At 71.4% G+C, this 19,639-nt stretch carries 18 protein-coding genes; 9 read left to right on the top strand and 9 right to left on the bottom strand.

Features of this window, described 5'->3' with window-relative positions; genetic code table 11:
- The first annotated feature begins 64 nt into the window (after positions 1-64).
- From SXIM_RS14240 to SXIM_RS14225, 4 genes are read left to right on the top strand one after another with little or no spacing between them, the layout of a single operon-like run.
- The gene (locus tag SXIM_RS14240; protein WP_030733055.1) at positions 65-1,576 is read left to right on the top strand and encodes an ABC transporter permease; all 1,512 of its coding nucleotides are present in this window, start codon (positions 65-67) and stop codon (positions 1,574-1,576) included.
- A gap of 11 nt (positions 1,577-1,587) precedes the next feature.
- A complete protein-coding gene (locus SXIM_RS14235) occupies positions 1,588-2,604 on the top strand; it encodes an ABC transporter permease (protein ID WP_030733052.1) in 1,017 nt (338 codons plus the stop codon).
- Positions 2,604-3,743 (top strand): ABC transporter ATP-binding protein, encoded by a 1,140-nt coding sequence (locus tag SXIM_RS14230; protein ID WP_030733049.1) that lies wholly within the window; start codon positions 2,604-2,606, stop codon positions 3,741-3,743. The genes SXIM_RS14235 and SXIM_RS14230 overlap by 1 nt, the downstream gene beginning before the upstream one ends.
- A 2-nt stretch (positions 3,744-3,745) precedes the next feature.
- Complete coding sequence (locus SXIM_RS14225; RefSeq protein WP_046724251.1) at positions 3,746-4,804, top strand: ABC transporter ATP-binding protein; 1,059 nt, start codon at positions 3,746-3,748, stop codon at positions 4,802-4,804.
- A gap of 79 nt (positions 4,805-4,883) precedes the next feature.
- Here the strand turns inward: SXIM_RS14225 and SXIM_RS14220 are convergent, their stop codons facing one another.
- From SXIM_RS14220 to clpB, 3 genes are all read right to left on the bottom strand, one after another.
- Positions 4,884-5,180, bottom strand: coding sequence for an MTH1187 family thiamine-binding protein (locus SXIM_RS14220; RefSeq protein ID WP_030733044.1), 297 nt, complete (start codon positions 5,178-5,180; stop codon positions 4,884-4,886).
- On the bottom strand, positions 5,177-5,791 hold the full coding sequence (locus tag SXIM_RS14215; RefSeq protein ID WP_046724249.1) for a YbjN domain-containing protein: 615 nt from the start codon (positions 5,789-5,791) through the stop codon (positions 5,177-5,179). Before SXIM_RS14215 ends, SXIM_RS14220 begins: the two co-directional genes overlap by 4 nt.
- Before the next feature lie 94 nt (positions 5,792-5,885).
- Positions 5,886-8,471, bottom strand: a complete 2,586-nt coding sequence (gene clpB, locus SXIM_RS14210) for an ATP-dependent chaperone ClpB (RefSeq protein WP_030733039.1) — start codon at positions 8,469-8,471, stop codon at positions 5,886-5,888.
- A 186-nt stretch (positions 8,472-8,657) separates the two neighbouring features.
- Here clpB and SXIM_RS14205 point away from each other — a divergent pair, with 186 nt between their 5' ends.
- A complete protein-coding gene (locus tag SXIM_RS14205) occupies positions 8,658-9,239 on the top strand; it encodes a Uma2 family endonuclease (protein WP_030733037.1) in 582 nt (193 codons plus the stop codon).
- Positions 9,240-9,298: 59 nt separating this feature from the next.
- On the top strand, positions 9,299-10,102 hold the full coding sequence (locus SXIM_RS14200; protein WP_046724247.1) for a nucleotidyltransferase domain-containing protein: 804 nt from the start codon (positions 9,299-9,301) through the stop codon (positions 10,100-10,102).
- Here the strand turns inward: SXIM_RS14200 and SXIM_RS14195 are convergent.
- The gene (locus tag SXIM_RS14195; RefSeq protein ID WP_046724245.1) at positions 10,099-10,914 is read right to left on the bottom strand and encodes a trypsin-like serine peptidase; all 816 of its coding nucleotides are present in this window, start codon (positions 10,912-10,914) and stop codon (positions 10,099-10,101) included. The two genes, SXIM_RS14200 and SXIM_RS14195, sit on opposite strands and share 4 nt — an antisense overlap.
- Before the next feature lie 208 nt (positions 10,915-11,122).
- On the opposite strand from SXIM_RS14195, the gene SXIM_RS14190 reads away from it, so the two are divergent.
- The 3 genes from SXIM_RS14190 (at position 11,123) to SXIM_RS27720 (ending at position 14,213) form a co-directional block, all read left to right on the top strand.
- The gene (locus tag SXIM_RS14190) at positions 11,123-13,006 is read left to right on the top strand and encodes an N-acetylmuramoyl-L-alanine amidase (RefSeq protein ID WP_053116193.1); all 1,884 of its coding nucleotides are present in this window, start codon (positions 11,123-11,125) and stop codon (positions 13,004-13,006) included.
- A 37-nt stretch (positions 13,007-13,043) separates the two neighbouring features.
- Positions 13,044-13,688, top strand: coding sequence for a phosphatase PAP2 family protein (locus tag SXIM_RS14185; protein ID WP_046724243.1), 645 nt, complete (start codon positions 13,044-13,046; stop codon positions 13,686-13,688).
- A gap of 78 nt (positions 13,689-13,766) precedes the next feature.
- Positions 13,767-14,213 (top strand): hypothetical protein, encoded by a 447-nt coding sequence (locus tag SXIM_RS27720; protein WP_030733027.1) that lies wholly within the window; start codon positions 13,767-13,769, stop codon positions 14,211-14,213.
- Between the two features lie 12 nt (positions 14,214-14,225).
- Here SXIM_RS27720 and SXIM_RS14175 read toward each other — a convergent pair whose 3' ends face one another.
- The 5 genes from SXIM_RS14175 to dnaK all read right to left on the bottom strand — a co-directional run bounded on the left by SXIM_RS14175 (position 14,226) and on the right by dnaK (position 19,584).
- Entirely contained in the window at positions 14,226-15,011 is a 786-nt protein-coding gene (locus SXIM_RS14175) for an alpha/beta fold hydrolase (RefSeq protein ID WP_046724241.1), read from the bottom strand.
- A 146-nt stretch (positions 15,012-15,157) separates the two neighbouring features.
- A complete protein-coding gene (locus SXIM_RS14170) occupies positions 15,158-15,643 on the bottom strand; it encodes a heat shock protein transcriptional repressor HspR (RefSeq protein ID WP_281289050.1) in 486 nt (161 codons plus the stop codon).
- A gap of 3 nt (positions 15,644-15,646) precedes the next feature.
- On the bottom strand, positions 15,647-16,852 hold the full coding sequence (dnaJ, locus tag SXIM_RS14165; RefSeq protein ID WP_030733021.1) for a molecular chaperone DnaJ: 1,206 nt from the start codon (positions 16,850-16,852) through the stop codon (positions 15,647-15,649).
- A gap of 96 nt (positions 16,853-16,948) precedes the next feature.
- On the bottom strand, positions 16,949-17,707 hold the full coding sequence (gene grpE / locus SXIM_RS14160) for a nucleotide exchange factor GrpE (RefSeq protein WP_046724239.1): 759 nt from the start codon (positions 17,705-17,707) through the stop codon (positions 16,949-16,951).
- Positions 17,704-19,584, bottom strand: coding sequence for a molecular chaperone DnaK (gene dnaK / locus SXIM_RS14155; protein ID WP_030733014.1), 1,881 nt, complete (start codon positions 19,582-19,584; stop codon positions 17,704-17,706). The genes grpE and dnaK overlap by 4 nt, the downstream gene beginning before the upstream one ends.
- Between the last annotated feature and the right edge of the window lie 55 nt (positions 19,585-19,639).

Raw genomic sequence — 19,639 nt, 5'->3', positions numbered from 1 at the left:
TCTCACCTCCCGTTTCAGCCCGTTCACACCTCCCACACCACTCGCACCTTCAGGAGTCAGCGCCATGCTCGTCTTCATCGTGCGGCGGCTGTTTGTCTCGATCTGGGTGTTCCTCACCGCCACGGTCGTGATCTTCTTCCTGGCCACCAAGGTCAAGGACCCGCTCGCCGACGCGCGCCAGCTGCCGGACAACACGCGCGAGAACGCCATCGCCGTGATCGTCGAACGCATGCATCTGGACGAACCCTTCATCGTCAGATATTTCCTGTGGCTCGGCGACGCGATCAGAGGTGATCTCGGCGTCAACCGACAGGGGCTGAGCGTCAACTCGATGCTGGACGCAGCCGTGGGCGCCACTCTTCAGCTGGTCATCGGCGCCACCGTGATCTCGATCATCGTCGGCATCACCATCGGCGTGATCTCCGCACTGCGCCAGTACAGCGCCCTGGACCAGTCCGTCACCTTCGTGGCGTTCGTCTGCTTCTCGCTCCCGTCGTTCTGGATCGCCACCCTCCTGAAGGAGTTCATGGCGATCGACTTCAACGACTGGCTCGCCGACCCCGTCATCTCGGTGCCGTTCATCGCGGGCATCGCCCTCATCACCGCGCTGGCGGCCGGCGGACTCGTCGTGGGTGACCGCCGCACCCGGCTCACCGTCTTCGGCACCACCGCCGCCGGCATGGCCGTCCTGCTCGCGGTCGTCTCCGCCACCGGCTGGTTCACCGACCCGGGCCTGGGCCCGGTCGTCGTGGCCCTGACCGCCCTCGGCGGCGCCATCGGCTTCACCACCCTGGTCAGCGGCCTTGAGTGGGCACCGCCCATGAAGGCGGCCCTGGCCTCGGCCGTGCTCGGCATCATCGCCTACTTCGCGCTCGGCCCCGTCCTGGAGGACCCGAACCTGCTGACCATGGTGCTGCTGGCCCTGGTCACCGCCGGCATCGGGTACGGCCTGGGCTGGTTCCTCGGCGGCGACCTGTACCGCCGCAACGCCATCCCGGCGGCCATCTTCACCGGCCTGTTCACCGGCGCCGTGATCTTCCTGGACCGGATGCTCCAGTCCTTCGCCTCCTACAGCGACTCGGTCGGCGGCCGGCCGGTCTCCACCATCGGCGCCAACACCCCCAACTACGACGGCACCTTCTGGCAGAGCGGCCTCGACTCGTTCGGCCACCTGGCGCTGCCCAGCCTGGCGCTCGTGCTGATCTCGCTGGCCAGCTACTCCCGTTACACCCGTGCCAGCATGCTGGAGGTCATGAACCAGGACTACGTGCGCACCGCCCGCGCCAAGGGCCTGAGCGAGCGCGCCGTGGTCACCCGGCACGTCCTGCGCAACGGCCTGATACCCATCACCACCCTGGTGAGCCTCGACATCGGCACGGTGCTCGGCGGCGCGGTCATCACCGAGAAGGTCTTCGGCTGGCGGGCCATGGGCACCATGCTGCTGGAAGGCATCCAGCAGGGCGACCCGATGCCCATCATGGCGTTCTTCCTGGTCTCCGGTGGCGCGATCATCGTCTTCAACATGATCGCGGACATCACCTACGCCGTCCTCGACCCCCGTATCCGGCTGTCCTGAAGGAGATTGACATGACGGACACGAAGCGCACAGCGCAGACGGCGGGGCCGGAGCCGGAGCCGGGACCCCAGCAGAGCGCGGCCGACACCGCCCAGGGCATGAACGTCGTCGCCCGCAGCCAGGGCCAGCTGGTCCGCCGCCGGTTCTTCCGGCACAAGGGCGCCATGCTGGGCCTGGTGCTGTTCATCCTGGTGGTCGGCCTCGCGGTCACCTCCATCGGCGCGGGCCCCATACCCGGCTGGTGGGACAAGGACCCCACCACCACGGGCACGGCGCTCAACGGCGGCCGGCCCACCCTCTCCGTCATCCCCGAGTTCCTCGGGGGCGGCGGCGTCCACCTGGGCGAACACCCCTTCGGCCAGGACAACATCGGGCGCGACTACTTCGCCCTCACCATGCGCGGCGCCCAGGTCTCCCTGGTCATCGCGCTGCTGGTGGGCCTGATCGCCACCTTCGTCGGTACGGTCATCGGTGCCGCCGCCGGCTACTTCCGCGGCTGGACCGAGTCCTCCCTGATGCGGTCCACCGACGTGCTCATCGCCATCCCCACCCTGCTGATCGCCGGCCTGATCGGCACCATGATCGCGGGCCGGGGCATCGTCCTGTTCGGCGTCTTCCTGGGCCTGGTGACCTGGATGCAGACCGCCCGCCTGGTGCGCGGTGAGGTGCTGTCCCTGCGCGAGAAGGAATTCGTGGAGGCCGCCCGCTCGGTGGGCACCTCCTCCAAGCGGATCATCTTCAAGCACATCCTGCCCAACACCATCGGCATCATCATCGTCTCCGTGACGCTGGCGATCGCCTCCGCCGTGCTGCTGGAGACCGGCCTGTCCTTCGTCGGCCTGGGCGTGCAGCCGCCGGACACCTCCCTGGGCCGGCTGATCAGCGACTACCAGACGGCGCTCGGCACCCGCCCGTGGCTCTTCTACTGGCCCGGTGCCTTCATCATCCTGATCGCCCTGTCGGTGAACTTCATCGGCGACGGTCTGCGTGACGCCTTCGATCCCCGACAGAACCGGGTGCGTGACTGATGTCTGCGATCCAACCCCCCGCCGCCGTCCCCGCGGTGACCGAGGCGGCCGAGGATGTCCACGAGGCGCTCACCCTCGCCGACGCCAAGCCGCCGACCGACGAGGCCATCCTCGAGGTCGAGAACCTCACCGTCGAGTTCCCCACCGACGATGGTGTGGTCCGGGCCGTGCGCGGCGTCGACTACACCCTGCACGCCCGCGAAGTGCTGGGCATCGTCGGCGAATCCGGTTCCGGCAAGTCGGTCTCCTCGATGGCGGTCATGGGCCTGCTGCCCAAGTCCGCCCGCATCAAGGGCTCCATCCGATACCGGGGCCAGGAGATGCTGACCATGCGCCCCAAAGAGCAGCGGGCGCTGCGCGGCAAGAAGATCGCCATGATCTTCCAGGACCCGATGACCTCGCTCAACCCGGTCCGTTCCATCGGCGACCAGCTCGCCGAGGCCGTCCTTGCGCACCACCTCGTGCCGCGCAAGGAGGCGCTGGCCCGGGCGAAGAACATGCTCGACCTGGTCGGCATCCCGCAGGCCGGCAAGCGGCTGGGCGCCTACCCGCACGAGTTCTCCGGCGGTATGCGGCAGCGGGTGATGATCGCGATGGCGATCATCAACGACCCCGACGTCATCATCGCGGACGAGCCCACCACGGCGCTCGACGTCACCGTCCAGGCGCAGATCCTCGAAAAGCTGCTGGAGGTCAAGGACGCGGTCAACGCGGCGATCCTGATGATCACCCACGACCTCGGGGTGATCGCCGGCATGGCGCACCGCACCCTGGTGATGTACGCGGGCAAGCCGGTGGAGATCGGCGGCACGGACCAGGTGTTCTACGAGCCCCGGATGCCGTACACGGCCGGTCTGCTGGGCTCCATCCCGTCGCTGGACGGGGACCGCGAGGACCGGCTGCGGCCCATCGTCGGCACGCCCCCGTCGCTGATCCACCTGCCCTCCGGCTGCCCGTTCGCGCCGCGCTGCCCGCTGGCGACGGACCAGTGCACGGCCACCGAGCCCGCGCTCACGGAGGTCGGCGAGGGCCACCGGTCGGCCTGCCACCACAGCGACAAGCTGGCCGAGGCGGCGGACCCGACGGCGTTCTTCCGCGACGACACGGACACGGACACCACCGAGAGCGAGGAGGGGTGACGATGACAACCACGGAAACCCCAGAAACCACGGATCTGTCGAAGACCCCCGAGAAGGCGGCCACCGAGCCCCGCGAGGAACTGCTGCGGGTCAAGGACCTGGTGGTGAACTTCCCGGTGCGCGGCGGCGGGCTGATCCGCCGCGTCACCGGCCAGGTGCAGGCCGTCAGCGGCGTGTCCTTCAGCGTCGGCACCGGCGAAACCCTCGGCGTGGTCGGCGAGTCGGGCTGCGGCAAGTCGACGACCGGGCGCGCCGTGCTCCAGCTGATCAAGCCGACCTCCGGCTCGGTGAAGTTCAACGGCAAGGAGATCACCGGACTCAAGCCCTCCCAGCTGCGCCCGGTGCAGCGCGAGACCGGCATGGTCTTCCAGGACCCGTACGCCTCGCTCAACCCCAAGCTTCCGGTGAACGACATCATCGCCGAGCCGCTGAAGGTGCAGGGGCAGTGGCGGGACGGCGGCAAGGACCGGGTCGCGGAGTTGCTGCGGCTGGTGGGGCTGAGCCCCGAGCACGGCAACCGCTATCCGCACGAGTTCTCCGGCGGTCAGCGGCAGCGCATCGGCATCGCGCGGGCGCTGGCGCTGTCCCCGAAGCTGCTGGTGCTGGACGAGCCGGTGTCCGCGCTGGACGTGTCGGTGCAGGCCGGTGTCGTCAACCTGCTGGAGGACATCCAGGACCGGCTCGGCGTCGCGTACGTCTTCATCGCGCACGACCTGTCGGTGGTGCGGCACATCTCCGACCGGGTCGCGGTGATGTACCTGGGCAAGGTGGTGGAGACCGGCGAGCGCTCCGAGGTGTACGAGCGGCCCTCGCACCCGTACACGCAGGCGCTGCTGTCGGCGGCCCCGCTGGCGGACCCGAAGAAGGAGCGGCAGCGGCGCCGTACGGTGCTCACCGGTGACGTGCCGAGCCCGCTGGACCCGCCGAGCGGCTGCCGCTTCCGTACCCGCTGCTGGAAGGCGCAGGACATCTGCGCCACCGAGGAGCCGGAGCTGAAGGACCGCGGCACCGGGCATCCGGTGGCGTGCCACTTCGCCGAGGAGAACACCGCGGTGGTGTGAGCGCGGGGCTCGGGCCCGAACGCGTGACGGCGGGCCCCGGGGATCACCCCGGGGCCCGCCGTTCCGTGTGTGCCGGTCCTCAGCCCTCGCCGAGGATGCGCTCGACGGTGGCGACCTTGCTGTGCAGGCCGTCGGTGACGCCCTCGCGCAGATCGGCCTTCAGCACCAGGCTGACCCGCCCGGCGTGCGCCTGGACGGCCTCGGTGGCGCGTTTGACGACGTCCATGACCTCGTCCCACTCGCCCTCGACGCTGGTGAACATGGCGTCGGTGCGGTGCGGCAGCCCGCTCTCGCGGACCACGCGGACGGCGTCGGCGACGGCCTCGCCGACATCCTCACCGGCGCCGATGGGGGTGACGGAGAACGCGACGATCACGCGTCGTCGCCGCCCTTCCGCGTCTCGCCACCGTTGTCGTCACTGTTGCCGGCGTCGCCCTCGCCGCCGCCGTCGCCGCCGCCGGACTCGGCGTCCTGCTCCAGACCCAGGGTCTCCACCAGCCACTTGTCGAACTCGATCGAGGCCCGGATCCAGCTGACCGTCGTGTTGACGAAGTGGTCGGGCGCCACGCCCAGGCCGATCAGCAGCTGCGACTCACCGATGAGCCGGACCGTGCCGTCGTCATTAGTGTGCGTGTAGACCTTGGGCCACAGCGTGCGGCGGTTCCAGTCGTCGATGGTCTCCAGCAGCCGGCCCTTGTCCTCGATGCTGTGCGGCCGGTCGTAGAAGGTGCGCACCGAAAGAATCCGCTGCTGCTTCTCCCCGCGGAACATGAAGTACGTGCGGAACTTCTCCCAGGGGGCGACCAGGTCGCCCTCCTTGTCCGTCACGTACTTCAGCTTCATCCGCTCCAGGAGCTGCTTGATCAGGTCCTGGTTGGGCATGATCGGTCCGGTCGGCTTCTTCGCTCCGCCCTGACCAGGGGTCTTGTTCTCCGGCTTCTCCGGTTCGCCGCCGAAGTTCGGAATCGCGGAGGGATCGACAGACACGGGATGGGTCCCTTTCCTCGGTATAAGGAGACACTGCCATCCTCGCTCATCCCCGCCCCGTTCTGGCAAGCAGTACGGGACGGGAAAGATCACCTCATCCGGCCGGAACCGCCGACACCAGCAGCCCGCCGCCCTCGGCGGACGGCTCGACCCGCACGGTGTCCCCGTCCCGGACCTCCCCGGCCAGGATGCGGCGCGCCAGCTGATCGCCGATCGCCGTCTGGACCAGCCGGCGCAGCGGACGGGCGCCGTACGCCGGATCGAGGCCCTCCTCGGCCAGCCAGTGCAGCGCGGGCTCGGTGATCTCCAGGGTGAGGCGGCGGTCGGCGAGCCGGCGCTGGAGCGAGTCGATCTGCAGCCGCGCGATCCGGCTCAGCTCGGAGATGTCCAGGGCGCTGAAGACGACCAGGTCGTCCAGCCGGTTCAGGAACTCGGGGCGGAAGGCGGCCCGTACCGCGGCCAGCACCTGCTCGCGCCGCTCGTGCGGCTTGGCCAGCGGGTCCATGAGGTGCTGGCTGCCGAGGTTGGAGGTGAGGATGAGGATGGTGTTGCGGAAGTCGACCGTACGGCCCTGACCGTCGGTCAGCCGCCCGTCGTCGAGCACCTGGAGCAGGATGTCGAACACCTCGTGGTGCGCCTTCTCCACCTCGTCGAGCAGCACTACGGTGTACGGGCGGCGGCGCACCGCCTCGGTCAGCTGGCCGCCCTCCTCGTACCCCACGTAGCCGGGGGGCGCCCCGACCAGGCGGGCCACCGAGTGCTTCTCGCTGTACTCGCTCATGTCGATGCGGACCATGGCGCGTTCGTCGTCGAAGAGGAAGTCCGCCAGGGCCTTGGCCAGCTCGGTCTTGCCGACGCCGGTGGGGCCCAGGAAGAGGAAGGAGCCGGTGGGGCGGTCGGGATCGGCGACCCCCGCGCGGGAGCGGCGCACGGCGTCCGAGACGGCCCGTACGGCGTCGGTCTGGCCGATGAGGCGGCGGCCCAGCTCCTCCTCCATCCGCAGCAGCTTCTCGGTCTCGCCCTCCAGCAGGCGGCCGGCCGGGATGCCGGTCCAGGAGGAGACGACGTCGGCGATGTCGTCCGGGCCGACCTCCTCCTTGACCATGGTGGCGCGGGCGGCGGTCTCCTGCTCGGCCTCGGCGGCGTCGGCGAGTTCCCGCTCCAGGGCGGGGATCTCGGCGTACAGGAGCTTGGAGGCCGTCTCGAAGTCGCCGTCGCGCTGGGCGCGCTCGGCCTGGCCGCGCGTCTCGTCGAGGCGCTCCTTGAGCTCACCGACGCGGTTCAGGCCCTGCTTCTCCTTCTCCCAGCGGGCGGTGAGGCCGCGCAGCTCCTCCTCGCGGTCGGCGAGCTCGCGGCGCAGCCGGGCCAGGCGCTCCTTGGAGGTGGCGTCGGACTCGTTGGCCAGGGCCAGCTCCTCCATGCGCAGCCGGTCCACCGAGCGCTGGAGTTCGTCGATCTCCACCGGGGAGGAGTCGATCTCCATGCGCAGCCGCGAGGCGGCCTCGTCGACGAGGTCGATGGCCTTGTCGGGCAGGAAGCGGGAGGTGATGTAGCGGTCGGAGAGGGTGGCGGCGGCGACCAGGGCGGCGTCGGCGATCTGCACCTTGTGGTGCGCCTCGTACCGTCCCTTGAGGCCGCGCAGGATGGCGATGGAGTCCTCGACGGTGGGCTCGGCGACCAGGACCTGCTGGAAGCGGCGTTCGAGGGCGGCGTCCTTCTCGATGCGCTCGCGGTACTCGTCGAGGGTGGTGGCGCCGACCATGCGCAGTTCGCCGCGGGCGAGCATGGGCTTGAGCATGTTGCCGGCGTCCATGGCGGAGTCACCGCCGGCCCCGGCGCCGACGACGGTGTGCAGTTCGTCGATGAAGGTGACGATCTGGCCGTCGGAGGACTTGATCTCGGCGAGGACGGCCTTCAGCCGCTCCTCGAACTCGCCCCGGTACTTGGCGCCGGCCACCATGGCGCCGAGGTCGAGGGAGACCAGGCGCTTGTTCCGCAGGGACTCGGGGACGTCGCCCTTGACCATGCGCTGGGCCAGCCCTTCGACGACGGCGGTCTTGCCGACGCCGGGCTCGCCGATGAGGACCGGGTTGTTCTTGGTGCGGCGGGAGAGGACCTGGACGACGCGGCGGATCTCGTGGTCGCGGCCGATGACGGGGTCCAGCTTGCCCTCGCGGGCGGCGGCGGTGAAGTCGGTGCCGTACTTCTCCAGGGCCTTGTAGGTGTTCTCGGGGTCGGCGGTGGTGACGCGCTGGGCGCCGCGGGAGCGCTGGAACGCGTCGGCGAGCGCCTTGGCGTCCAGCGGCTCGCCGGCCTTGCCGCCCCGGTCGGCGATCCCGATGAGGAGGTGCTCGGTGGAGACGAACGTGTCCCCGAGGTCGGTGGCCCGCCGCCCGGCGTCGGCGAGCACCGCCATCAGCTCGCGGTTGGGCTGCGGACGGCTGACGGTGCTGCCCTGCACGGTGGGCAGCGCCCCGAGCAGCCGCTCGGCACCGGCCCGCAGCGCGGCGGCGTCGGCGCCGACGGAGGCCAGCAGATCGCGGATGTTCTCGTTGTCCTGCCCCTCCAGGAGGGCGAGCAGCAGATGCGCCGGGGTGATGTCACTGTGGCCTTCGGTGAGTGCCCGGTCATTGGCACCACTGATCGCTTCCCGGCTCCTGTTGGTCAGCTCGGCACTCACGTCGCGTTACTCCTCCGGCTTGCCTCATGGAACGTGCGATAAGTTGAGCGTACTCCACTCAAGGCAAGGATGCACCTGGTCAACGTCTTTTCCGGTTGTCCTCTTTTGAATGAAGAAGATCGTTCTACCTGGCATCCGGCGCCGTCCACGGCCGATGCTGGCCCCGGTATGCGAAGGAGGTGCACCATGACGGTTATGGCACACGAGCCCATGACCACACAGGCGGACGTCCTCCTGGAGACATTTCTGGCCCTGGAGATCCCGGACGGGATCAGGGCGGAGCTGATCGAGGGAGAGATCGTCGTGTCCCCGGCCCCGGAGGGCAACCACGAGCGCAACATCAGCAGGCTGATCAGGCAGGTGCTGCGTCACTCCGCCGTCGATATGGATGTCTCGGGCCACAAGGGACTGTCGCTTCCCAAGATGGGGCCACTGCCCAGGGACCATGTGATCCCGGATGTCACGTTCGCGCCGGTGGAGAAGGACATCTTCCGTGACGCTCCCTCCTGGATGCCGTCCGACGGCGTGGCCATGGTGGCGGAAGTGACCAGCAGCAGGGCCGAGCGCGACCGCACTCAGAAGCGGCGCTCGTACGCGAGGGCACAGATCCCGCTCTACCTGCTGCTCGACCGGGAACTGGAGACCGTCACCCTGCACAGCGAACCAGGCATGAACGACTACCGCACCGTCCTCTCCGTCGTCTACGGAAAGGCGCTGTTCCTGCCCGAGCCGTTCGGGTTCGAACTGGAGACGGCCGACCTCATGTGACCGGGCCGCCACCGGAATCCCGGTGGCGGGCGGGGGCACCGCACCGGGACAGTGGCCCCATGGACGAGCGAGGGCTGAACCCGGACGGGACCATCGCGCGGGAGGGCTCCCTGGCGCGGGTGGCGGAGCCGTTCTGGCCCGTCGTCGCGGCGGCCAGGGAGCGGATCGGTGAGGTCTTCGGCGGCTCCCGGCTGCACAGCGCGTACCTGTACGGCAGCATCCCGCGCGGCACCGCCGTACCCGGGATCTCCGACCTCGACCTCCAGCTCGCCCTGCACCACGAGCCCACCCCCAAAGACCGGGCGGACGCCAGAGCCCTGGAGTCCGCCCTCGACACGGCGTTCCCGCAGATCGACGGGGCCGGCGTGCTGCTCGGCAGCCGCCGCGCGCTGCTGGCCGAGCACGTCCGGTACGACGCCGGGTTCTTCCTCGCCTGCCTGTGCACCCCGCTGCTGGGCCCCGACCTCGCCGCCGGGCTGCCCCGCTACCGCCCCACCTCGCTCCTCGCCCGCGAGACCAACGGCGACCTCGCCCGCACGATCCCCCGCTGGCGCGCAGAGGCGGCTGGAGCCCGTACGGACGCCGCGCGCCGGGCGCTGAGCCGCCGTGTCGCGCGGCGGCTGGTGCGCACCGCGTTCACCCTGGTGATGCCGCGCTGGGGCGGCTGGACCAGCGACCTCGCGGCCTCCGCGGAGATCTTCGGCCGCTACTACCCGCGACGGGCCGGTCAGGTGCGCCGTGCCGCGGCCATCGGCCGGCAGCCCAGCGCCGATCCGGCCACGCTGCGCTTCCTCATCGAGGAGCCGGCCCCCTGGCTGGCCGCCGAGTACGCGGCCGTGCACGGCGTTCCCGCACCGCGCTAGGACGCGTCGGCCGGCGCCGCCCGGGCCAGCAGCTCACGCGCCTCCTCGGGGAAGGGCCGGCCCACCACGCGGCCGGTGCCGGTGCCGGCCGACATCACGGCCACCAGTGTGCCGCTGCCGGTCGCGGGGTCGTAGTCCTGGAGCCAGGGCCCGCCGCTGGCGCCCTCGGTGAGGTCGCAGTCCTCCAGCAGCAGCCCGCCCACGTTCGCCGCGGGCGCGTCCGGGCCGTCCAGCACCCGCGTGGCGCCCGAACAGGCCCGCAGCGACTCCCCGTCGTACGGGGCGGCCGCCGGATAGCCGAGGGCGTCCACGTCCTTGCCGTCCGGCACCGGCGCGAACGCCAGGGTGTTCGCGCCGTGCGTCTGCTGGATGGTGCGCCCCTCCTTCTCCTCCACCGTCAGCAAGGCGTAGTCGTGGGGCAGGAGGTCGGCGATGTCCCCGCCCGGCTCCGGCTGCCACTGCGGCGGGGTGTGGAAGGCGAGCACCCGCCAGCCGTCGCGCTGATAGCTGCTCAGGCCGTGGTCGTACCCGGGAACGAACCACACCTCGGCGGGCGGCTGGGGGCTCTCGGGCGAGCTGACGCAGTGCGCGGCGGTGGCGATGACGCTGCCGCCCGGCGCGTCCACGATCGCGCCGGAGCAGACCCCGAGACGGCCGTTGTCGTCCAGCTCCCAGATGATCTTGCCGACCGTGCCGGGCGCACCGTCCGCCCAGGGATCGGCGGCGAGTGCGCCGGGCGCGGCGGCGCCCTGGACGGTGACGGTGAGGGCGCCCGCGACGAGGGTGGACAGCAGGCGGCGGGGGAGGTCCATGCGGAAACGGTCCTGCCGGCGCGCGGGCGCTGTCCAGCTCCGTCATTCGATCGAGTGAAAAGATCACGGAACGGCAACGGAGAGGGGCGCTCGGCCCGTCTTCACCGGTGTGGACCGATGACGGCAACACCCCTGTCGCACCCGCGCATTGACGCGGACATGAACAACCACTACCCCTGTACCCGACGCGCAGCAGAAGGAGCCTGCCATGCGACGACGCCCCCCGGGCATCTCCCGCCTCAGCACCGCCTGCACCGCCGTGGCCCTCGCGCTGCCGCTGCTGCTCGCCGGGCCCGTTTCCCCGGGCGCCGTCGCGGCGGACGACGACCGGGCCCTGCAAGCGGCCTTCGGCGCCGCCGCGCGGGAGTCCGGGGTCCCCGAGCCCGTGCTCCTCGCGGTCTCCTACCTCTCCTCCCGCTGGGAGGGCCACGGCGGCGCCCCCAGCGTCACCGGCGGGTACGGACCGATGCATCTGACCGACGCCGCCACCGCGCTCGCCGGAGAGCCGGACCGGCGCGGGGACGACGCCCGCACCCCGCAGACCCTGGTGCGGGCCGCCGCGCTCACCGGCCTCGACCCGGACGAGCTGCGCGCGCGGGACGCGGCCAACGTCGCAGGCGGCGCCCCCCTGCTGGCGGAGCATCAGCGCGCCCTGGGGCTGCCGCCGAGCCCCGACCCCGCCGACTGGTACGGGGCGGTCGCCGCCTGGTCGGGCGCCGACACCCTGGAGGCCGCCGAGGTCTTCGCCGACGAGGTCTACACGGTCCTGCGCGAGGGCGCCGCCCGCACCACCCCCGAGGGACAGCGGGTGGTCCTGCCCGCCACCCCCGTCACCCCGGACAGGGCACAGACCGCGGCGCTGGGGCTGCCAGAGCCGCCGCGCGATCCCCGGGTGGAGTGCCCGCGCACCGTCTCCTGCGCCTGGCTGCCCGCGCCGTACGAGGAACTGGACGAGGAGGGCGGCTACGGCAACCACGACAAGGCCGACCGGCCGCGCTCCCAGTCGATCGACTACATCGTCATCCATGACACCGAGGCCACCTGGGAGCGCACCCTCTCGCTGGTCGCCGACCCGGCCTATGTCTCCTGGCACTACAGCCTGCGCTCGGCCGACGGCCACATCGCCCAGCACGTGCCGACCAAGGATGTCGGCTGGCACGCCGGGAACTGGTACGTCAACGCCAAGTCGATCGGCCTGGAGCACGAGGGCTTCCTGACCGACCCGGACGCCTGGTACACGGAGGCGATGTACCGCACCTCGGCCCGCCTGGTGCGTCATCTGGCCCGCGCCTACGACATCCCGCTGGACCGGCAGCACATCCTGGGGCACGACAACGTCCAGGGCACCGTGACCGCCAACGTGCCCGGCATGCACACCGATCCCGGCCCCTACTGGGACTGGTCGCACTACTTCGAGCTGCTGGGCGCCCCGCTGCACCCCACCGCCGGGCCGCGCGGCGGACTGGTGACCATCGCCCCGGACTACGACCGTCACTCTCCCGTGTACACCGACTGCGACGGCACCGCCTGCGCGCCGCACGGCTCCTCGGCGGTGCGGCTGCACACCGAGCCGGACGCCGGCGCCCCGCTGGTCCGGGACATCGGCACCCATCCCGGCGGGGACGGCACGTCCTCCACCGGCGTCAACGATGTCGGCGCGCGGGCCACCGCGGGGCAGCGGTTCGCGGTCGCCGAGCGGCGCGGGGAGTGGACGGCGATCTGGTACCTGGGCCAGAAGGCGTGGTTCCACAATCCGCCCGGGGCGCCGACCGCCTTCGACGCGCAGGGCTGGGTCATCACCGGCAAGCGGGGCGCGCAGACCATCCCGGTGTACGGGCGGGCCTACCCCCAGGAGTCCGCGTACCCGCCGGACGTGCCCTACCAGCCGGTGAGCCCGCTGAGTTACGAAGTGCCGGCGGACCAGGTGTACGCGGTGGGGCTGCGGACGGCCAGCGAGTACTACCGGGCGGTGACGTTCGACCCGGCCGGCCATCAGGTGGTGCGCGGCGAGACGTACTACCAGATACAGGTCGGGCACCGGATCGGCTTCGTCAAAGCGAGCGATGTCACCGTGCGCTGGTCCGCGCGGTGACGCGCGACGGGGGCGGAAGGGGGCCTAACCTGCCCCAATGGCCCGCTCTTTGCTGACCGCCGCCGTCTCAGGTGTGTTGTTCGTGCTGCTGACCGTCGCCGTGCTGGTGCACGGCCGCGAGCCGTTCGGGATCGATACCACGCTGACCAACTGGGCCGTGGAGCACCGCTCCTCCGGGCTCACCCAGGTGATGAGAGCGATCACCGATTCGGGTACCGGGGTGGTGCCGATCCTGCTGATGGCCCTGGCAGGCGCGCTGGCGGCGCGGCGCTCCGGCGGAATCGCCGTCGGGGCGCTGGCCGGGGTCGGGGCGCTGGTGGTGGGGCAGTTGCTGCGGTACGGGCTGGCGCAGGCAATCAACCGGCCCCGTCCGCCGTCGGTGGACTGGGTGATGCACGCCAACGGCCCGTCCTTCCCTTCCGGGCACACCACGACCTCCGCGCTGGCCGGGTTCACGCTGTGCACGGTGCTGTTGCTCACCGTGCGGCGCGGCGCGGCGCGGACGGCGGCCGTGGTGCTGCTGCTGTGCTGGACCGTGGCGGTCGGGGTGAGCCGGGTGTACCTCGGGATGCACTGGGCGACGGATGTGCTGGGGGGATGGCTGTTCGCGGGCTTCCTGGTGTTCCTGGTACTGCCTGCGGTCCCGACGCTGGCGCCCAAACGGTTGCCCCTGCCGGTCTGACCGGCCGTCCGCCGCGTGCGGCGCCCCCCGGTGAACAGCCGCTGGCACCGGGGGTGTTGAGGGGTCCATACTCGGCGGATGCGTTCGCGTTCGCTGGGAGCCGCCCTCGCGGTGGCCGTGGTGTCAGCCGTTGCCGGGTGTGGTGCCGCCACCGAGGCGGCGCCGGATCCGGGGCCTTCCCCGCGGGGGGAACGGACGGCGCCCGGCCCGGACGCCCCGCTGAAGGTGGCGCCGTGGACGCCGGAGGCGGTCGCCGCCGAACCCCCCGAGGAAGGGCTCACGCCCGCCTCGCCCACCCCGGCACCGCCCCCGCCGCCCGAGCCGGAACCCGAACCCGAACCCGAGCCGGAACCGGCGCCCGCCGGCGAGGAGGACGCGGAGGAGGGCGCCGGTACGGATGAGCACGCACCGGGCCCCGGCTACGACGGTCACCACCGGAACCGGGACGGCGGCGAACACTGCGGGCCCGCCCGCGAGTGGCTGGAGGAGTGGCAACGGGAATGGTGCGACGTGGTCTTCGACTGACCCCCGACCCGTTCACGGAGTGAGGAAGCCGCGGACGGCCTCCGCCACGCCCACCGGATCGTCGTCGTGGATCCAGTGCCCGGCGGCGGGGAACTCCAGCAGACGGGCTCCGGGGCGGCGGGCGGTCATCTCCCGGGCCAGCACGGCGGGCAGCAGCGTGCTGTGTCCGCCGCGCAGCACCAGCGCGGGGCAGCGGGAGCCGAGCCATCGCGGCCACCAGTCCCCGACTCCGCCCGTCTGCACCTCCGTCATCGTGTCCCAGTCGAACAGCAGCCGCCAGCCACCGCGTTCCTCGTCCGGGACGGCGCTGGCCATGAAGTACGCGGCATCCGGTACGCCGGCCGCCTCGATCGCGGCGGCGAGCGCCTCCCGGGTGGGCGCGGTGGCCGGCCAGCCGCGCACGTCCAGCACGGGACGCTCGATCTCCGGGCGCCGCATCACCGGGCCGACGTCCTCGATGATCAGCGCGGACACCAGATCGGGCCGGCGGGCCGCGAGGTGGTACGCGATGATGCCGCCCAGCGAGTGGCCGAGCACCGCGAGCGGCCGACCGCCCCGTTCCTGGACCAGCTCCGTCAGCAGCCGCTCGGCGTCGTCGGTGAACCGCTCGACGCCGAAGCCGCCGGGGCGCGGCGGGCAGTGACCGTGACCGCGCTGGTCGGGTGCGAGGACCCGGAAGGCGGGGCCCAGATCGGCGGCGAGCCGCGCGAAGACCGCCCCCCGCCCGAAGCTGCCGTGCAGAGCGAGCAGAGGTATCCCGTTCCCGCCCGAATCCAGTCCAGGTGCTGTCCATGCCATGCACGCGACCCTAGGTTCCCGGACCCGCGCCGGGCCCCCCGCTTTTTTGGCCCGGCACCGGCCCCTCATCACCCCGCGCCGCCCCGCGCAGCGCATGGCGAGGGGCCCGGCGCTTCCGCGCCGGGCCCCTCGTCCGCACGTTCCGCTCAGCCGCGCCGGTCGGGCCGCCACACCACGACGGCACCCTGGTGGGTGACGTCCTGGTACGGCACCAGGTCCCGCCGGTAGGAGGCGTGCACCTGGGCCTCGCGCTGCCGCATGGCCAGCGCCGCGCCCTCCAGCGCCTGCTGCATCTCGGCGGCCTGGGCGCGCAGCACCGCCACCTGATGCTCCAGCTCGATGATCCGCTTGATCCCGGCGAGGTTGATGCCCTCGTCCTGGCTCAGCCGCTGCACCTCGCGCAGCATCTGGATGTCCCGGGCGGAGTACCGCCGGCCGCGCCCGGCCGTACGGTCGGGGCAGACCAGACCGAGCCGGTCGTACTGGCGCAGGGTCTGCGGGTGAAGTCCGGACAGCTGGGCCGCGACCGAGATGACGTACACGGGGGTGTCGTCGGTCAGCGGGCCGGGGCCCGGCCCGGGGCCTCCACCTGGTGAGCGGGGCCCGGTTCCTGGTGCGTTCCAGCCGTGCATTCGTCACTCTCCCTTCGCGGCCTCGAACAGCGCTGCCCGAGGGTCATCGTCCCCGGCGGCCGTCCGGTACTCCTCCAGGGCCTTGCGCGCCGCCTCGTTCAGATCCCGCGGAACCACTACCTCTATCGTGACCAGCAAATCGCCGAGCGAACCGTCCTTGCGCACCGCGCCCTTGCCCCGGGCACGCATGGTGCGCCCGCCCGGGGTGCCGGGCGGGAGCTTCAGCGTGACGGGCGGACCGCCCAGTGTCGGCACGGTGATCTCGCCCCCGAGGGCGGCCTCGGGGAAGCTCACCGGCACCGTAATGGTCAGATTGTCACCACGGCGGCCGAACACGGGGTGTTCGTCCACATGGACGACGACATACAGATCACCGGCCGGGCCGCCGCGTTCGCCCGGGGCGCCCTTGCCGCGCAGCCGGATGCGCTGCCCGTCGCCGACGCCCGCCGGGATGCGGACCTGCATGGTGCGGGAGCTGGTCGCCCGCCCGCTGCCGCGGCACACGGAGCACGGGTCCTGGGCGATCAGGCCCCGGCCCTTGCAGTCCACGCACGGATCGGTGAGCGAGAACCCGCCACCGCCGCCCCGGCTGACCTGGCCGGTGCCGACGCACGTCGGGCACACCCGTGGTGTGCCGTTCTTGTCGCCGGTGCCCGAACACGCCTTGCACGCCGCGCTGGAGGACATCCGCAGCGGCACCGTGGCACCCGAGACCGCCTCGGTGAAGCTCAGCGTCACCTCGGACTCCACGTCCTGCCCACGGCGCGGCGCGGTCGTACGGGTGCCCGCGCCGCCCCGGTTGAACAGTCCGCCGAAGACGTCGCCGATGCCCCCGCCGCCGCCGAAGCCGCCGGCCGGGCCACCGGGCCCGCCCGGGCCGCCGGGACCGCCCTGGGTGCCCCCGAAGAGGTCACCCAGGTCGAAGTTGAACTGCTGGCCGCCCGCCCCGGGGCCGGGCCGGAAGCCGCCACCGCCGAAGAGGGCGCGCGCCTCGTCGTACTCCTTGCGGCGTTTCACGTCGCCGAGCACGTCGTACGCCTCGGAGACGTTCTTGAACCGCTCCTCGGCGCGGGAGTCACCCTTGTTGGCGTCCGGATGGTTCTCGCGGGCGAGCTTCCGGTACGCCTTCTTGATCTCCGCCTCGGTGGCGTCGCGCGGGACGCCGAGGACCTTGTAGTAGTCCTTCTCGATGAAGTCCTTGGTGCTCATCCCCGGCATCCCTCCTCTCCGGCCTTCCCGGCCCGTCCGGCCTCACCGGTCGTCCCAGTGAGGCCGATTCCGATCAGCAGCCGCATTCCCCCGGCCTCAGCCCTCGTCCGGAGCGGCGGCATCGCTCTTGCCGCCGCCGGTTCCGTTCTCCGGCTCGGACGTCGACGCACTGTCCTCCTGCTGCTCGGCCGCGGAGTCGGCCCCCGCCGCCGCGGGCTGCGCGCCCGGCTGCGGCTCGGCGACACCGACCCGCGCGGGGCGGATCGTCCGTTCGCCGATGCGATACCCGGGCTGGAGGATCTGCACGCACGTCGTCTCGGTGACGTCCGGCGAGTAGCTGTGCATGAGGGCCTCGTGGATCATCGGGTCGAAGGGCTCGCCCTCCTTGCCGAACTGCATCAGACCCATCTTGGCCGCCACCGTCTCCAGCGACTCGGCCACCTGCTTGAAGCCACCGACCAGTTCGCCGTGGTCCCGGGCGCGGCCGATGTCGTCCAGCACCGGCAGCAGCTCGGTGAGCAGATTGGCGACCGCGATCTCCTTGACGGCGATCCGGTCCCGCTCCACCCGGCGGCGGTAGTTCTGGAACTCCGCCTGGAGCCGCTGCAGGTCCTGGGTGCGTTCGTTCAGCGCCGAGCGGGTCTGGTCGAGCTGCGCGGTCAGCGCCACCTCGACCGAGGACTGCCCGGCGTCGCCGCCCTGGCCGCCCTGGCCCGCGCCCGTACCACCGTCACCGGGGGCCGGAGCCCCCCTGCCGTCCGGGTTCTCCGGCTCGGCGGGGGTGGCGTCCGCGTTCGCGGCATCGCCGTCGGGGACCTCGGGCTCCTTGTCGAAGCCCTGCGGGTCCTGGGTCACGCCGCACCACCCTTCGGCTTGTCGTCGTCCACGATCTCGGCGTCGACGACGTCGTCCTCGGCACCGCCGGAGGCCGCGCCGCCCTGGGCACCGCCGGCCGCACCCGCGCCCGCCTCGCCGCCGGGACCGGCGGCCTGGGCGCCCTGCGCGTCCGCGTACATCGCCTGGCCCAGCTTCTGGCTGGTGGAGGCGACGGTCTCGGACGCCTCGCGGATCGCCGCGGTGTCCTCGCCCTTCAGCTTCTCCTTGAGGTCGGCGACCGCGGTCTCGACCTCGGTCTTCACCTCGGCCGGAACCTTCTCGGCGTTCTCCTTGAGGAAGTTCTCCGTGGTGTAGACGAGCTGCTCGGCCTGGTTGCGGGTCTCCGCGGCCTCGCGGCGGCGGTGGTCCTCGTCCGCGTACTGCTCGGCGTCGCGCATCATCCGCTCGATGTCGTCCTTCGGCAGCGCGGAGCCACCGGTGACGGTCATCCGCTGCTCCTTGCCGGTACCGAGGTCCTTGGCGGAGACGTGCATGATGCCGTTGGCGTCGATGTCGAAGGTGACCTCGATCTGCGGGACGCCGCGCGGCGCCGGGGGCAGACCGGTCAGCTCGAACATCCCGAGCTTCTTGTTGTACGCGGCGATCTCGCGCTCGCCCTGGTAGACCTGGATCTGCACGGACGGCTGGTTGTCCTCGGCCGTGGTGAAGATCTCCGAGCGCTTGGTCGGGATCGTGGTGTTGCGCTCGATCAGCTTGGTCATGATGCCGCCCTTGGTCTCGATACCGAGGGACAGCGGGGTGACGTCCAGCAGCAGGACGTCCTTGACCTCACCCTTGAGCACACCGGCCTGGAGGCTGGCGCCGATGGCGACGACCTCGTCCGGGTTGACGCCCTTGTTGGCGTCCTTGCCACCGGTCAGCTCGCGCACCAGCTCGGCGACCGCGGGCATCCGGGTGGAGCCGCCGACGAGCACCACGTGGTCGATCTCGGACAGCTGGATGCCCGCGTCCTTGATGACGTTGTGGAACGGGGTCTTGCAGCGCTCCAGCAGGTCCGCGGTCAGCTGCTGGAACTGCGCCCGGGTGAGCTTCTCGTCCATGTGCAGCGGGCCCTCGGCGGACGCCGTGATGTAGGGCAGGTTGATCGAGGTCTCGGTGGACGAGGACAGCTCGATCTTGGCCTTCTCGGCGGACTCGCGCAGCCGCTGGAGGGCCATCTTGTCCTTGCTGAGGTCCACGCCGTGCGCGGCGGCGAACTGGCGCACCAGGTGGTCCACGACGCGCTGGTCCCAGTCGTCACCACCGAGGTGGTTGTCACCGTTGGTGGCCTTCACCTCGACCACGCCGTCGCCGATCTCCAGCAGCGAGACGTCGAACGTACCGCCACCGAGGTCGAAGACCAGGATGGTCTGGTCGTCCTTCTCCAGGCCGTAGGCGAGGGCGGCGGCGGTCGGCTCGTTGACGATCCGCAGCACGTTCAGGCCCGCGATCTCGCCGGCCTCCTTGGTGGCCTGCCGCTCGTGGTCGTTGAAGTACGCCGGGACGGTGATCACCGCGTCGGCGACCTTCTCGCCCAGGTAGGCCTCCGCGTCCCGCTTCAGCTTCTGCAGGATGAACGCGGACATCTGCTGCGGGTTGAAGTCCTTGCCGTCCAGGTGCACCTTCCAGTCGGTGCCCATGTGGCGCTTGACCGAGCGGATCGTCCGGTCCACGTTGGTGACGGCCTGGCGCTTGGCGACCTCGCCGACGAGCACCTCACCGTTCTTGGCGAAGGCGACGACGGACGGCGTGGTCCTGGCGCCCTCGGCGTTGGTGATGACGGTGGGCTCACCGCCTTCGAGAACACTGACGACGGAGTTCGTCGTGCCCAGGTCGATGCCGACCGCTCGTGCCATTTCGGTTTCCTCCAGCACTGTTGAGTGAATCTGACTCAAGAGTGCCGCAGGCTGC

The sequence above is a fragment of the Streptomyces xiamenensis genome (genome assembly GCF_000993785.3).
Taxonomy (GTDB): Bacteria; Actinomycetota; Actinomycetes; order Streptomycetales; family Streptomycetaceae; genus Streptomyces; species Streptomyces xiamenensis.
The sequence above is the reverse complement of the archived record's forward strand: the minus strand, read 5'-3'. Positions and strand labels throughout refer to the sequence as shown.